Here is a 13,128-nt window from a genome sequence, read left to right as displayed (position 1 = left end):
CGTTCCGCGCCTACAGGGCCTTGACCGCGCCCAGCACCTGGGCCAGGGAGTCCTTGGCGTCGCCGAACAGCAGCGATGTCTGGGGTTCATACAGCAGGTCGTTCTCGATGCCGGCGAATCCCGGGCGCATGGACCGCTTGAGGAACACCACCTGCCGCGCCTCCGCCACTTCAAGGATGGGCATGCCGTAGATCGGTGAGCCGGACGAAGTCTTGGCGGCGGGGTTCACCACGTCGTTGGCGCCCACCACCAGGGCCACGTCCGTCGTCTTGAACTGCGGGTTGATCTCGCCCATCTCCTTGAGCGACTCGTACGGGACGTTGGCCTCGGCCAGGAGCACGTTCATGTGTCCGGGCATCCGGCCGGCCACGGGATGGATGGCAAAATCCACTTCGATGCCTCGGGCCTCCAGGGCCAGGGCCAGCTCGGCGGCCGTATGTTGGCCCTGCGCCACGGCCAGGCCGTAGCCGGGGACGATGATCACCCGCTGGGCGTACCCCAAAAGGACCGCCACGTCCTCGGCCGAGGACGAACGGACCGGACGCTCGCTCACGGCGGTGGACCCCGCCGTCGAACCTCCCCTGAAAGCCCCGAACAGGATGCCCGCCACGCTCCGGCCCATGGCGGCGGCCATGGCCCGGGTGAGGATGGTGCCCGAAGCCCCCACCAAGGTCCCGGCCACCACCAGCAGGACGTTGCCCAGCACCAGGCCGGACGCCGCGACGGCCAGGCCGGTGAAGGCGTTCAGCAGCGAGATGACGATTGGCACGTCGGCGCCGCCTACTGGCAGCACCAGCAGGACGCCGGCGGCAAGGCCCAGCAGCAACAGCAGGACCGCAAGGGGCAGCGAGGCGGTGAGCACCACGGCCACGCCGGCGGCCACTGCGGCGAGCAGGACCACGGCCATCACCACCGGGAGGCCCGGGAAAACCACGGGCCGGGTGGTCATCAGTTCCTGCAGCTTGGCGAAGGTGACGCCGGAACCGGCGAAGGAAACGGCACCCACCAGGAGCGTGAACACGATGGCCACGCGGACCCAGGGATTGCCGGCATGGCCCAGTTCCAGGAGGGCCACCAAGGCAGCCGCGCCGCCGCCCACGCCGTTGAACAGCGCCACCAGCTGGGGCATCTGCGTCATCTTCACGCGCCGGGCCACGGGTGCCGCCACCACGCTGCCCACCGCGATGGCGGCCAGGATCCAGGGGATGTTCTCCAGCCGGGCGGACAGGAACACCGTGACGACGGCGATCAGCGCACCGAGTGCGCCCACCAGGTTTCCGCGGCGCGCGGTCCGCGGGGAACTGAGCCCGCGCAGGGCCAGGATGAAGCAGACCGCCGCGACGAGGTAGAGCAGGGAGGTCCCGATGGGGTCGAGGAGGCTCATTTGCTGCCCGTTTCAGGCTGCACGGCACCTTTTGGGGCTGCGTCCTTCCTGGCATGGAACATGTGCAGCATCCGGTCCGTCACCACGAACCCGCCCACCAGGTTGGCGGTGGCAAGGACAACGGCGAGCAGCGCCACCGCCAGGACCCATGGGTCTGCTGCCTGGCCGGCCACAATGATGGCACCGACAAGGATGATGCCGTGGATGGCGTTGGCACCGGACATCAGCGGCGTGTGCAGGGTGCTGGAGACCTTGGACACCACTTCGAAGCCGACGAACACCGCCAGTACCGTAATGGTCAGCAGGGCTGTTCCGTCCATCAGAGCGTTCCTTCCTGCCGGGCCGCGGCCGTGGCCGGCTCTGCGGCAGCACGTGCGCGGGCGGCCAGCAGCTCCGCCGTGGGCTGGTGCCGCACCACGCCGTCGTGGGTGAGGCAGGCACCGGCCACCACTTCGTCGTCGAAATCCAGGGTGAGCCCGCCGGCACCGGCGTCATCCGGGCGCACCAGCAGGGCCAGCAGGTTGGCCACGTTCTTGGCGTAAAGACGGGAGGCGTCCGACGCCATCGCCGAGGCCGGGTCCTTCAGGCCCACCAGGGTGACGTGCCCCATTCCATCGGCGGTGGGGATGGGGATGTCCTGGCCCGGTACCGAACCCTCCACGTTGCCGCCGGACTCCGCGGCGAGATCAATCACCACCGACCCGGGCCGCATGCCCTGCACCATCCCGCGCGTCACCAGGAGGGGTGCGGGGCGCCCGGGGACTGCCGCCGTCGTAATCAGCACGTCCGACTGAGCCACGTGCGGCGCCAGCAGCTGCCGCTGCCGTGTGCCGGCATCGGAGCTCAGCTGCCGGGCGTAGCCGCCGGCCGCCTCCGCCGTCTCCAGGTCCAGCCGGATGAAGGTGCCGCCCATGGAGGCAACCTCGTCCGCGGAAGCCGGACGGATGTCGTTGGCGAAAACCCGGGCGCCCAGGCGCTTGGCCGTGCCGATGGCCTGCAGCCCCGCCACCCCGGCTCCGAGGACCAGGACCCTGGCGGGCGGAATGGTTCCCGCGGCCGTCATGTAGAGCGGGAAGAAGCGGGGCAGCCGGATGGCAGCCTCCAGCACGCAGCGGTAGCCGGCCACCAGCGCCTGCGAGCTGAGGGCGTCCATGGACTGGGCACGGGAAATGCGGGGCACCAGTTCAAGGGCGAAGGAGGTCACCCCGTTGTCCGCGAGCGCCTGCACTGCCGGCAGCTCGGACGACGGCGACGCGAGCCCCACGGTGACGGCTCCCCTTTTCAGGGACGCGGCGGTGTGCGGGTCAAGGGGGCGGACATGCGCCAGGATGTCGAGGGCCGTGGTGTTGAGTTCCGGGACGACGGCGGCGCCGGCGTTTTGGTATGCCTGGTCAGCGTGCCCGGCGCCGTCCCCCGCCCCGGTCTCCACCAGGACCTCCAGCCCCATCCCGGCCAGCTGCCTGACGGTATCCGGCGTGGCGGCCACACGACGCTCGCCCTCCCGGCGTTCCCGCGGTATGCCCAGTTTCACCCGCCGACCCCTCCTCCTGACAAGCGATGCAGCGGCTCTGCTGCACGCAGTTGGCTAGAGTCTATGGCCCGTTCAGCTGCGGCGGGAGTGGTGCGCTGTGCTTGTGTGGAAACAGTTACATGGCAAGCGGCCTTGAGCGCGGTCCACCGCGGGAGGGAGGGTCAGCCGCGGGTGGTTGGGCCAGGGCCGCCGTAATCGAGTGCGATCCGCCGCGCGGTCTCCATCAACGGGGGAAGGACTGACGCTTCAATGTCCTGGGCGGCCGCCCGATGCGTCTGCAGTGAAACATTCGCCGCAGCCACCACCTCGTTCCCCCGCCGCACCGGCACGGCCACGCCGCGCAGGCCTTCCTCGAGCTCCTGGGAAACCATGGACCAGCCCCTTTTACGCGCCAGCTCCACTTCGGAACGCAGGTCGTCAATGCTGCTGATGGAGCGGTCGGTGTAGCGGTGCAGCTGGACCGTGCGGAGATACTCCTCGAGCTGCGCCGGGGGCATTCCGGCGAGGAGCACCCGGCCCATTGACGTCGCCCAGGCCGGAAACCGGGTCCCCACGGTAATGGAGACGCTCAACAGCCGCGGCGACGGCACGCAGGCAACGTAAACCACGTCGCCGCCGTCGAGGATGCACAAGGCCGTGGTCTCGTTCAGGTCCTCCGCCAGTTCCTTGAGGTGCGGCTGGGCCACCCCGGGCAGCGTAAGGCCGGCCAGGTAGGCCCGACCGATGTCCAGGGAACGGGCGGTCAGTTCAAAGGCCTGGCCCTCGGCGCGGAGGTAGCCAAGATCTGCCAGGGTCAGGAGGAACCGGCGCGCGGAGGCGCGGGTCATGTCGGTCCGGGCAGCAACCTGGGAAACAGTGAGCCGTGGCTGGTCGGGGGAAAAGGCGAGCAGCACGTCGAAGGCCTTCTCAACCGACTTCACAAAGTAGGCTGGCTGCTCCTCCATGAACGTTGCGGTTCCTCTCCCGACGGTCGGCGCCCCGGCATAGGGTCCGCCGGGCTTCAGCGCCTGTCCGATCATATCGGCCCGGTGGGCACTGGAGTGCGGGGGGCGGCCCGCTGGTCAGGAGGCGGCCCGGATGCGTTCCAGCGTTTCCTTGAGCAGCCTCCCGGACTGCCCGTCGAGCCCCAGGAGCGGCACCATGGCCACCGCCTGTTCCCGCAGGTGCTCCCAGCCATCGATGCACCGGACTCCCAGGCCACGCGCCCGGGCCACGCTTGCAGTGGTGTGGCGGGCATACACGAAGTCATAGAGGACGGCGTCAGGGGCGAGTGGGCCGTCGCCCCATGCCGGACCGTCAGACATGCTTTTGCCGATGGGAGTGGCATTCACGATCAGGGAGGCATCGGCGGACAGCTCCTGCCCCTGCTGCCAGGAGACCGTCCGGGCGTCCATGCCGCGTTCCCGGGCAAGATCCAGCAATTCCGCCGCGGCGTGCGGGTCGCGGTCAGTGATGGAAACGGTCCCCAGATGCCCCTCCAGGGCGATCATCGCGGCCCTTGCCGCTCCACCGGCGCCCAGGAGGAGGGCGTGCCGTTGGTACTGGCCGCCCAGCAGCGCGGTCACGGCGGATATATCGGTGTTGTGCCCCACCAGCCGTGTGCCCTTTCGAACCAGGAGGTTGCAGGCACCGCTCAACAGGACCGGGTCTGTTGCCTCGTCCGCTGTTTCCGCCGCCCAGTGCTTGTGCGGCATGGTCACGTTGGCCGCCACGATGCCGGGCGCCAGGAGCCGCCTGCGGACCTCGTCGAGGTCGCCGCCGGCCGGCACATCCCAGGCATCGTAGGTCCATCCAAGGCCGAGTTCCTGGAAAACAGGATTCCAGAGGTGCGGGGACATGGCCTTGGAAGCTGCTGATCCGATCAGGACTAAGCGGGAGGGTTCCATCGTGAAGCACCTTTCCGTCGGCGTTGTGATTGGCGTCACCGACTAGTATCCTCTTTCTAGGCGCATTACGCACATATGTTCGCAATGCGTACAAGTAGAACAGATCCCCCGCCTTCAGCGTGGAAGGAAAACCCGGACATGACCGACATCGCAGCAGGAGCCCAGGCCAAGCCGACGCCTGAGGCACAACGCCGGCTAAAGCGCGCCAAGAAGGCAGCGCTGGCCGCATTCCTCGGCGGCGCCCTGGAGTACTACGACTTCTTCATCTACGCCACTGCCGCTTCCCTCGTCTTCTCGAAGATCTTCTTCCCGGCGGGCGACCCCACGGTTGCCTTGCTGGCCTCCTTCGCCACGTTCGGCGTGGCATACGTGGCCCGGCCCTTCGGCGCCGTGGTGTTCGGCCACCTTGGTGACAAGATCGGCCGGAAGAATACGCTCGTGCTCACCCTGGTGCTCATGGGCAGCGCAACGTTCCTCATCGGCGCCCTGCCGGACTTCAACACCGCCGGCTACTGGGCACCCGCGCTGCTGGTCCTGCTCCGCCTGATGCAGGGCCTCTCCGCCGGCGCCGAGACGGCCGGCGCCTCCGCCCTCTCCACGGAAGAGGCTCCCGAGGGCCGGCGCGGCTTCTTCGCCAGCTTTGCCATGAGCGGCATTTCCGCGGGCATCGTCATGGCATCCCTGGCCTTCCTGCCCGTGGCTGCCATGAGCGAGGCCGACCGCCTCGCCTGGGGCTGGCGGATCCCGTTCTGGCTCTCCCTGATCGTGCTCATCGTCGCCTACCTGGTCCGCCGGTCACTGGCCGAACCTGAGGTCTTCGAGGAAAAGCAGGAGCACGGTGAACTGGTGAAGCTTCCGTTCGCCAAGATGTTCCAGACCCACCCGGCGCAGTTCTTCCAGGTGGCGCTCATGTCCTTCGAAACGGTCACCAACACGTTCATGCAGTCATTCGGCCTGGCCTACGCCGTGTCCGTCGGCGTTCCCGCTTCCACCATGCTGTGGGTCAGCATCGTGGGCAACATCCTTGCCGTCTTCACCCAGCCCCTGACCGCGCGCCTGTCGGACACGTTCGGCCGCCGGCCCATCTTCATCATCGGCGTCCTGGGCTCCGGCATCATGATCTTCGTGTATTTCTCGGTGATCGCCACCGGCAACATCCCCATGATCTTCCTGACCAGCACGCTGATCACCGCCGGCACCTATGCCATGTCCAACGCGATCTACCCGGCCTGGTTCTCCGAGCTCTTCAACGTCAAGGTCCGCTACTCCGGCATGGCCATCGGGCTCCAGATCGGCATCCTGTGCGCCGGTTTCACCCCGCTGCTCGGCACCGCCCTGGTGGGCGCCGACAAGGCGAACTGGGGACCGGCAGCCTGGATCGTGGCGGGCTCGTCGATCCTCGCCGTGGCCGGCGCCTGGTGGGCGCGCGAGACCGCCAAGACGCCGCTGCGGGAGCTGGGCAACCCCGTCCGGTAGGGGCATTCACAGCCCCATAACGAACAGAAGAGGACGACGGCGGGAAGCACCCGCCGTCGTCCTCTTGCTTAACCTGGCGGCGCGGCGAGGCCCTGGTTGAGTGCGCAGGAACAGTCCCGGCGCACTCAGGCCAGGAGTGGACGCACGGCTGGGGTGGTATTGCTAACCGCGGGCGGTCAGGTCCGCGGAGATGAGTTTCGCGGTGGCCATGATCTCCTGCGCCACCGAGGCCAGGTAGGCTTCCCGGTCCGGTTTGGCCTCCACGGACTGGGCCTGCAGGGAGACGTTCACCGCGGCCACCACCTTGGGTCCGTCGTACACAGGAGCGGCAACGGACATCAGGCCCAGCTCCAGTTCCTGGTCCAGCAGGCACCAGCCCTGTGCACGGACCGTTTCCAGGACGGCCAACAGTTCCTGGACGGACCCGAGGGCGCGGGGGGTCAGGGGCTTGATGTCGGCCGCGGCGAGATAGGCCTTGAGGTCCGACGCCGGCAGGTGGGCCAGCAGGACCCGGCCCATGGAGGTGGCGTAGGCGGGGAACCGGGTGCCCACGGTGATCCCGATGGTCATGATGCGGCGCGTGGTGACGCGGGCAATGTAGGCGATGTCGGTGCCGTCCAGCACGGCGGCCGACGTCGATTCGCCGAGTTTGAGGGACAGTTCCTCCAGGTGCGGCTGGGCCAGTTGGGGCAGCGACAGCCCGGAGAGGTAGGCGTAGCCCAGCTGGAGGACTTTGGCCGTCAGCGCGAAGGTCTTGCCGTCGGTGCGCACGTACCCCAGCTCCACCAGGGTATGCAGGAACCGGCGTGCCGTGGCACGGGTCAGGCCCGTGCGGCCCGCCACCTCGGTGAGCGTCATGACCGGCCGGTCGGCGTCGAAGGCGCGGATCACCGCCAGCCCGCGGGCCAGCGACTGGACGTACTGGTCGCCGGCCTGCGGGGTTGGCTGGATATCGGTACCTGCGGCGTCGGTCATGGTAACCAATCCTAGGGCCGTCCTTAGCCGGCCGAGGCGGCCTTGAGCGGGACGGGGATGAGTTCCTGGAGTTCCTCGAGGGTGCAGCCAAAAGTCTCGCGGACGGTGACACCGTTGGGACCGGTGAGGAAGACGGCCTTGTCCGTGTAGACGCGGGTGACGCAGTTGACGCCGGTGACCGGGTAGGTGCAGGCCTCGACGATCTTGGAGGCGCCGTCGCGGGTCAGGAGGGTCATCATGACGAAGACGTCCTTGGCGCCGGTGGCCAGGTCCATGGCACCTCCGACGGCGGGAATCGCCCCGGGTGCGCCGGTGTGCCAGTTGGCCAGGTCACCGGTGGCCGAGACCTGGAAGGCGCCCAGTACGCAGATGTCCAGGTGCCCGCCGCGCATGATGGCGAAGGAGTCGGCGTGGTGGAAGTAGGAAGCGCCCGGGAGTTCGGTCACGGGAATCTTGCCGGCATTGATCAGGTCCTCATCGATCTCGTCGCCCTTGGCTTCGGGGCCCATGCCCAGCATGCCGTTCTCGGTGTGGAGGGTGATGTTCTGGTCCTCGGTGAGGTAGTTGGACACCAGGGTGGGCTGGCCGATCCCGAGGTTCACGAACGAGCCCGGGGCGATGTCGCGGGCCACGAGCCGGGCGAGGTCATCCCGGCCCAGGGGCGTGGCGGAGGTCTGGAGTGATGTTGCAGTGGTCAAGGTCAGGCCACCTTTCCGCTGGTGCCGGTTGCGCTGCGGTCTGAGGCCGGGACGCGGACAACCGTGTTGACGTAAATGCCGGGGGTGACCACGTTTTCCGGGTCCAGCGCCCCCGTGGGCACGATCTCGGAGACCTGCACGATGCTCTGCTTCGCGGCGGCAGCCATGATGGGGCCGAAGTTCCGGGCCGTCTTGCGGTAGACCAGGTTGCCCTTGCCGTCCGCCTTCAGTGCCTTGATCAGGGCGACGTCGGCGTGGATGGGGGTTTCAAAGACCTGGCCGCGGCCGTCAATGATCCGCGTTTCCTTGCCCTCGGCCAGCATGGTGCCGTATCCGGTGGGGGTGAAGAACCCGCCGATGCCTGCCCCGGCGGCACGGATCCGTTCGGCCAGGTTGCCCTGCGGCACCAGTTCCAGCTCGATCTCGCCGGCCTTGTACTTGGCGTCGAAGTGCCAGGAATCGGACTGCCGCGGGAAGGAGCAGATCATCTTCCGCACCCGGCCTTCCTTGATGAGCAGGGCCAGGCCCTGGTCGCCCTGCCCGGCGTTGTTGTTCACCACGGTCAGGTCCGTGGCGCCGCAGTCCAGCAGCGCGTCGATCAGTTCGAACGGCTGGCCGGCGTTGCCGAATCCGCCGATCATCACGGTGGAGCCGTCCTTGATGCCGGCCACGGCCTCCTGGACGGTGTCAACAAAAGTCAGCATTACTGGTCCTTTCCAGCGGTGACGTTCTCGAGTACCACGGCCAGGCCCTGGCCCACGCCGATGCAGATGGCCGCGACGCCCCAGCGTTCGCCGGAGGCCTGCAGGGACCGGGCCAGGGTGCCCAGGATCCGGGTGCCGGAGGCACCCAGCGGATGGCCCATCGCGATGGCCCCGCCATGCCGGTTCACGATCGAGGGATCGATGCCCCAGGCGTTGATGCAGGCCAGGGACTGCGCGGCGAACGCTTCGTTAAGTTCGACGGCGCCCACCTGGTCCCAGCCGATGCCCGCCTTCGCGAGGGCCTTGTTCGCCGCCTCCACCGGTGCGTACCCGAAGTACTGCGGATCATTCGCGTGCGCGCCGCGGCCGGCGATCCGGGCCAGCGGATCCAGCCCCAGCAGCCCGGCGGCCGCCTCGGATCCGATCCACGCCGCGGAGGCGCCGTCGGACAGCGGGGATGCGTTCCCGGCGGTCACCGTGCCGTTCTCGGTCCGGAACACGGTCTTCAGCCCGGCCAGCTTCTCCGCCGACGATCCGGCACGGATGCCTTCGTCGCGGACCAGGTCCGTCCCGGGCACCGGGGCGACCAGGTTGTCGTAGAACCCTTCATCCCAGGCGGCGGCGGAGAGGTTGTGGGAGGCCGCGGCGAACTCGTCCTGCGCCTCGCGGGTCACGTTGTACTTCTCGCGCAGCCGCTCGGTGGCCTCGCCCAGGGAGATGGTCCAATCCTTGGGCATGGCCTTGTTCACCAGCCGCCAGCCCAGGGTGGTGGAGGCCAGGGTCATGTCCCCGGCCGGGTAGGGCTTCTCCGTCTTGGGCAGCACCCACGGGGCACGGGACATCGACTCGGCCCCGCCCACCAGCACCAGGTCGGCGTCGCCGGCGTTGACCTGCCGCGACGCGATGATCGCCGCGTCCAGGGACGAGCCGCAGAGCCGGTTGACCGTGGTGCCCGGGATGGACACCGGCAGCCCGGCCAGAAGGGTTCCCATCCGCGCGATGTTGCGGTTTTCCTCGCCCGCGCCGTTGGCGTTGCCGAACACCACCTCATCGATCCGCTCGGGATCAAGCCCGGGTGCCCGCTTCACGGACTCGCTGATAACGTGCGCGGCAAGGTCATCCGGCCGGACGCCGGCGAGGCCGGAACCGAACTTGCCAAAGGGGGTGCGCACGGCGTCGTACACAAATGCCTGGTTCATGGGGTTTTATCCGTTCCGGTGTTGTCCATGTCGTGGAACACCTGCTGTGCTGTCTTGAAGGCGGTGTTGGCGGAGGGGACGCCGCAGTAGATGGCGGTCTGGAGCAGGATCTCCTTGATCTCGTCCCTGCTCAGGCCGTTCCGGAGGGCGGCGCGGATATGCATGGCCAGCTCTTCCCAGTGCCCGTGCGCCACCATGGCAGTGATGGTGACGGCGGAGCGCATCTGGCGCGGGAGCCCCGGGCGGGTCCAGATACCACCCCAGGCGATCCGGGTGATCATGTCCTGGAAGTCCTCGGTGAACTCATCCTTGTTGGCGTTGGCCCGGTCCACGTGCGCGTCCCCCAGGACTTCGCGCCGGACCACCATGCCGCCGTCGTAAATCTCCTGGCTGGTGGCGCCGGGCTGGACCACGCCGTGCCGCTCATTTCCGCTCACTTGGCTGCTCCTTGGGATTCGGTCCAGCTGATCAGGCTGCGCATGAGATCGGCAACATGCGCGGGAGCCTCGGCCGGTGCCAGGTGCGCCACGCCTTCCAGCGTGACGGCAGTGGCGGTGCCGCCCCCGGCGGTGATGCCGGCTGCCACCTCGTCAGCCATGGCCGGCGTGGCCACGCCGTCCACCGCGCCGGCGATGACCTGGGTGGGGACGCGGATGCTGCCCAGCTGGCTGCGGACGTCGAAGGAGGCCAGGGCCTCGCAGCAGAAGGCGTAGCTGAAACGGTCGGCGTCGCGCAGGGCGTGCAGGAGCCGGCTGCTGAACTCGGGTTCCCGGTCCATGTAGCCCGGCGCGAACCAGCGCTGCGCCGAGCCCTGGATCATCACGGGTGTGCCCTGGGTGCGGACCGTTTCGGCCCGTTCCAGCCAGCCCTCCGGGGTGCCGATCTTCGCCCCGCTGTTCTGGATGGAGAGGCTCTTGAGCCGCTCGCCGTGCTTGATGCCCAGCTGCAGGCCCACGGCGCCGCCCAGTGAAACGCCGGCGTAGTGGAATGTTTCACCGGGGGCGATGGAATCCACCAGGTCCACCACGGCGTCCGCGAGGGCTGCGACGTCGAAGGTTTCGGTGGCTGCCGGAGAGACGCCGTGGCCGGGCAGGTCCCAGGCGACCACGTCGTAGTCATTGCCGAGCAGGGTGGCCACCCTGTTCCACAGGATGGAGGAGGTGCCCAGGGATGGGCCCGCCACCAGCAGGGGGTGGTCGCCAAGGGGTCGCTGGGGGGACAGCAGCGCTGCCTTCAGGGTTGGCTTAGCCACGGGAAGCTCCGTTCGCGTCGGTGGTCTGGGAATCAAAGTCGGGGAACGCCGCCAGGATGCGGCGGGAGATCTGGGCCGCCTGGCCCAGGTAGCTGCCGGGGTCCAGGAGCTCCTCCAGCCGCTGGTCGGGAACGACGGCGGCAGGGACGGCCTCGCGGAGCAGCTTCCGGTAGGTGGCGGCCTGGTCGGAAGGCGGTGCTTGAAGGGTCTGGTCCACCACGTCCTGCAGCTGCTGCTTGCCGGTGCGGCCGTCCTTCCCGTCCAGGAGGGGCGCCACGGCCGCGCTGACGCCTTCTGCCAGCAGCAGCGGCCCGGACAGGTCCAGGTTGCGGCGCATGGCATCGGGGAACACCTGGAGTCCTTCGGCGAGCTCACGGATATGTCCGGCAGCGCCGAGCGTGAGCGCCAGGAGCTGGCGGAGTGCCGGCCATTCGATGTGCCAGGCGCCGTCCGGGCGTTCGTCGTTGAAGGTGGCGGCGGCCAGGTGCAGCTGGGCAGCCAGGCCGGGCGCCTGCAGTGCGGCGCTGCGGACCAGGACGGACAGGACCGGGTTCTGCTTTTGCGGCATGGCAGAGGAAACCCCGCGCCCGGGAGCGCGTGGCTCGGCAAGCTCGGCCACCTCGGGCCTGCTCAGGAACAGGACGTCCGCGGCGATCTTTCCGAACGCATCCAAAACCGCAGCCAGCCCATGCCCAAGGGACGTGATGGCCAGCCGGTTGGTGTGCCAGGGAGCCGCCGCGGGGGCCAGGCCCAGCTGGGCGGCCAGGGCATCGGCCAGGGTAAACGGGGTGGCAGTGGATCCGTCGGTCAGCACGGTTCCGGCGGCGAGCGTTCCCGCAGCCCCGCCGAACTGGACCGGGAACTCCAGGCCTTGCAGCTGCCGGCCCGCGGCGGCCACGCCCTGGAACCACTGCGCGGCCCGGAGCCCGAAGGTATAGGGAAGCGAATGCTGCGTCAGGCTCCGGCCCACGCACAGTGTCTGCGCATGTTGCCCCGCCAGGGCGGCCAGCGCCGCGGCGGTGCCTTTGAGGTCGGCCAGCACGGCGTGGACGGTGTTGCGGGCCACCAGCATGAGGGCGGTGTCCAGCACGTCCTGGCTGGTCAGGGAGGTATGCACGGCCTTCCCGGCACCGATCCCGGCGCTGTCCAGCGCGGCCACCTTCTTCCGGAGGTCCGCCAGCAGCGGAATGACCGGGTTGCCGCCGCCCTGGGCACGCAGCGCGATGTCGGCGAGGTCGTATCGCCCTGCCTCGGCAGCGGAAGCCACGACGGCGGCAGAACCGGCAGGTGCCAGGCCGGCCCGTTGCAGCACGGCTGCCCAGCCCGATTCGACGGCGAGGATCGCCGCCAGCACTGCCCGGTCCCCCGTCAGCGCCGCCACCAACGGTGACGCTGATACGGGACTGAGCAGGCCGGCGTCGGCCTCTTCCGCGAAGGCGCGCAGATCTCCCGGGGCGGCGTTGGTCACTGGAAGTCCAGGAAGACCGTCTCGCCCTCACCCTGGAGGCGGATGTCCCAGGTGAGGCCGCCGTCAGGGTCGCGGCGGGCGATGAGCGTCTTGCGGCGCTCCGGATCCAGCGAGCTGAGCAGGGGGTCGTTGGCCAGCGCCTCGGCGTCCTCAGGCAGGTAGATGCGGGTGAACAGCCGGTTGGTCAGGCCGCGGGCAAAGAGCGCCACGGAGATGAACGGCGCCGCGCCCGGTTTGGTGGGGCCGGGGTTGACCGTGGTGAACGTGAAAACGCCGGAGTTGCCCACGGCGCCGCGGCCCCACCCGGTGAAGGTGTAGCCGTCGCGGACCAGGGAGCCGGTGCGCTGGACAACCCTGCCGTCGGCGTCCGGCTGCCAGATTTCCAGGATGGCGTCCGGGATCGTGTGGCCGGCGCCGTCGTAGACGGTGCCCTGCAGGCGGATGGAGCCCGGGAAGCCGGGAGGCAGCAGCTCGTTGTCCTTCTCGAACGGAAGCGCATAGCCATAGAAGGGGCCAACGGTCTGGCCCGGGGTGGGAACAAGTTTGGTGCTCATT

14 protein-coding genes are annotated in these 13,128 nt (G+C 68.9%); 1 reads left to right on the top strand and 13 read right to left on the bottom strand.

The window, feature by feature from the left end; all coding sequences use genetic code 11:
- Nucleotides 1-10 precede the first annotated feature (10 nt).
- From AC3ANU_RS02655 to AC3ANU_RS02635, 5 genes are all read right to left on the bottom strand, one after another.
- Nucleotides 11-1,384: an NAD(P)(+) transhydrogenase (Re/Si-specific) subunit beta gene (locus tag AC3ANU_RS02655; RefSeq protein WP_018769787.1), complete on the bottom strand. Its 1,374-nt coding sequence runs from the start codon at nt 1,382-1,384 to the stop codon at nt 11-13.
- A complete protein-coding gene (locus AC3ANU_RS02650) occupies nt 1,381-1,704 on the bottom strand; it encodes an NAD(P) transhydrogenase subunit alpha part 2 (protein WP_223993130.1) in 324 nt (107 codons plus the stop codon). The genes AC3ANU_RS02655 and AC3ANU_RS02650 overlap by 4 nt, the downstream gene beginning before the upstream one ends.
- Nucleotides 1,704-2,915: a Re/Si-specific NAD(P)(+) transhydrogenase subunit alpha gene (locus tag AC3ANU_RS02645; RefSeq protein WP_478222662.1), complete on the bottom strand. Its 1,212-nt coding sequence runs from the start codon at nt 2,913-2,915 to the stop codon at nt 1,704-1,706. The genes AC3ANU_RS02650 and AC3ANU_RS02645 overlap by 1 nt, the downstream gene beginning before the upstream one ends.
- A 161-nt stretch (nt 2,916-3,076) precedes the next feature.
- Nucleotides 3,077-3,859 (bottom strand): IclR family transcriptional regulator domain-containing protein, encoded by a 783-nt coding sequence (locus tag AC3ANU_RS02640; protein ID WP_018769790.1) that lies wholly within the window; start codon nt 3,857-3,859, stop codon nt 3,077-3,079.
- A gap of 117 nt (nt 3,860-3,976) precedes the next feature.
- Nucleotides 3,977-4,801, bottom strand: coding sequence for a shikimate dehydrogenase family protein (locus tag AC3ANU_RS02635; protein ID WP_478222661.1), 825 nt, complete (start codon nt 4,799-4,801; stop codon nt 3,977-3,979).
- 138 nt (nt 4,802-4,939) lie between these two features.
- Here AC3ANU_RS02635 and AC3ANU_RS02630 point away from each other — a divergent pair, with 138 nt between their 5' ends.
- Nucleotides 4,940-6,277 carry an MFS transporter gene (locus AC3ANU_RS02630; RefSeq protein WP_056392427.1) on the top strand — a complete coding sequence of 446 codons (1,338 nt, stop codon included), beginning with the start codon at nt 4,940-4,942 and terminating at the stop codon, nt 6,275-6,277.
- Nucleotides 6,278-6,439: 162 nt separating this feature from the next.
- On the opposite strand, the gene AC3ANU_RS02625 is transcribed toward AC3ANU_RS02630, so the two are convergent.
- From AC3ANU_RS02625 to pcaG, 8 genes are read right to left on the bottom strand one after another with little or no spacing between them, the layout of a single operon-like run.
- Nucleotides 6,440-7,252, bottom strand: coding sequence for an IclR family transcriptional regulator domain-containing protein (locus AC3ANU_RS02625; protein WP_056392426.1), 813 nt, complete (start codon nt 7,250-7,252; stop codon nt 6,440-6,442).
- Between the two features lie 23 nt (nt 7,253-7,275).
- Nucleotides 7,276-7,950 (bottom strand): 3-oxoacid CoA-transferase subunit B, encoded by a 675-nt coding sequence (locus tag AC3ANU_RS02620; RefSeq protein WP_056392424.1) that lies wholly within the window; start codon nt 7,948-7,950, stop codon nt 7,276-7,278.
- Nucleotides 7,951-7,952: 2 nt separating this feature from the next.
- The gene (locus AC3ANU_RS02615) at nt 7,953-8,654 is read right to left on the bottom strand and encodes a 3-oxoacid CoA-transferase subunit A (RefSeq protein ID WP_018769796.1); all 702 of its coding nucleotides are present in this window, start codon (nt 8,652-8,654) and stop codon (nt 7,953-7,955) included.
- Nucleotides 8,654-9,853 (bottom strand): thiolase family protein, encoded by a 1,200-nt coding sequence (locus AC3ANU_RS02610; RefSeq protein ID WP_056392422.1) that lies wholly within the window; start codon nt 9,851-9,853, stop codon nt 8,654-8,656. Before AC3ANU_RS02610 ends, AC3ANU_RS02615 begins: the two co-directional genes overlap by 1 nt.
- Nucleotides 9,850-10,290, bottom strand: a complete 441-nt coding sequence (gene pcaC, locus AC3ANU_RS02605) for a 4-carboxymuconolactone decarboxylase (RefSeq protein ID WP_018769798.1) — start codon at nt 10,288-10,290, stop codon at nt 9,850-9,852. The genes AC3ANU_RS02610 and pcaC overlap by 4 nt, the downstream gene beginning before the upstream one ends.
- Nucleotides 10,287-11,105: an alpha/beta fold hydrolase gene (locus AC3ANU_RS02600; RefSeq protein ID WP_478222660.1), complete on the bottom strand. Its 819-nt coding sequence runs from the start codon at nt 11,103-11,105 to the stop codon at nt 10,287-10,289. Before AC3ANU_RS02600 ends, pcaC begins: the two co-directional genes overlap by 4 nt.
- On the bottom strand, nt 11,098-12,573 hold the full coding sequence (locus tag AC3ANU_RS02595) for a lyase family protein (RefSeq protein WP_478222659.1): 1,476 nt from the start codon (nt 12,571-12,573) through the stop codon (nt 11,098-11,100). The genes AC3ANU_RS02600 and AC3ANU_RS02595 overlap by 8 nt, the downstream gene beginning before the upstream one ends.
- Nucleotides 12,570-13,127 carry a protocatechuate 3,4-dioxygenase subunit alpha gene (gene pcaG / locus AC3ANU_RS02590; protein WP_018769801.1) on the bottom strand — a complete coding sequence of 186 codons (558 nt, stop codon included), beginning with the start codon at nt 13,125-13,127 and terminating at the stop codon, nt 12,570-12,572. Before pcaG ends, AC3ANU_RS02595 begins: the two co-directional genes overlap by 4 nt.
- Nucleotide 13,128 lies beyond the last annotated feature (1 nt).

The sequence above is a fragment of the Arthrobacter sp. SDR-2R genome, from assembly GCF_057747955.1.
The sequence above is the reverse complement of the archived record's forward strand: the minus strand, read 5'-3'. Positions and strand labels throughout refer to the sequence as shown.

Excerpts from the sequence above, each read along its gene's own strand:
- AC3ANU_RS02655 (WP_018769787.1), bottom strand. The coding sequence starts at position 1,384 with ATGAGCCTCCTCGACCCCATCGGGACCTCCCTGCTCTACCTCGTCGCG.
- AC3ANU_RS02650 (WP_223993130.1), bottom strand. The coding sequence starts at position 1,704 with ATGGACGGAACAGCCCTGCTGACCATTACGGTACTGGCGGTGTTCGTC.
- AC3ANU_RS02640 (WP_018769790.1), bottom strand. The coding sequence starts at position 3,859 with ATGGAGGAGCAGCCAGCCTACTTTGTGAAGTCGGTTGAGAAGGCCTTC.
- AC3ANU_RS02635 (WP_478222661.1), bottom strand. The coding sequence starts at position 4,801 with ATGGAACCCTCCCGCTTAGTCCTGATCGGATCAGCAGCTTCCAAGGCC.
- AC3ANU_RS02630 (WP_056392427.1), top strand. The coding sequence starts at position 4,940 with ATGACCGACATCGCAGCAGGAGCCCAGGCCAAGCCGACGCCTGAGGCA.
- AC3ANU_RS02625 (WP_056392426.1), bottom strand. The coding sequence starts at position 7,252 with ATGACCGACGCCGCAGGTACCGATATCCAGCCAACCCCGCAGGCCGGC.
- AC3ANU_RS02615 (WP_018769796.1), bottom strand. The coding sequence starts at position 8,654 with ATGCTGACTTTTGTTGACACCGTCCAGGAGGCCGTGGCCGGCATCAAG.
- AC3ANU_RS02610 (WP_056392422.1), bottom strand. The coding sequence starts at position 9,853 with ATGAACCAGGCATTTGTGTACGACGCCGTGCGCACCCCCTTTGGCAAG.
- pcaG (WP_018769801.1), bottom strand. The coding sequence starts at position 13,127 with ATGAGCACCAAACTTGTTCCCACCCCGGGCCAGACCGTTGGCCCCTTC.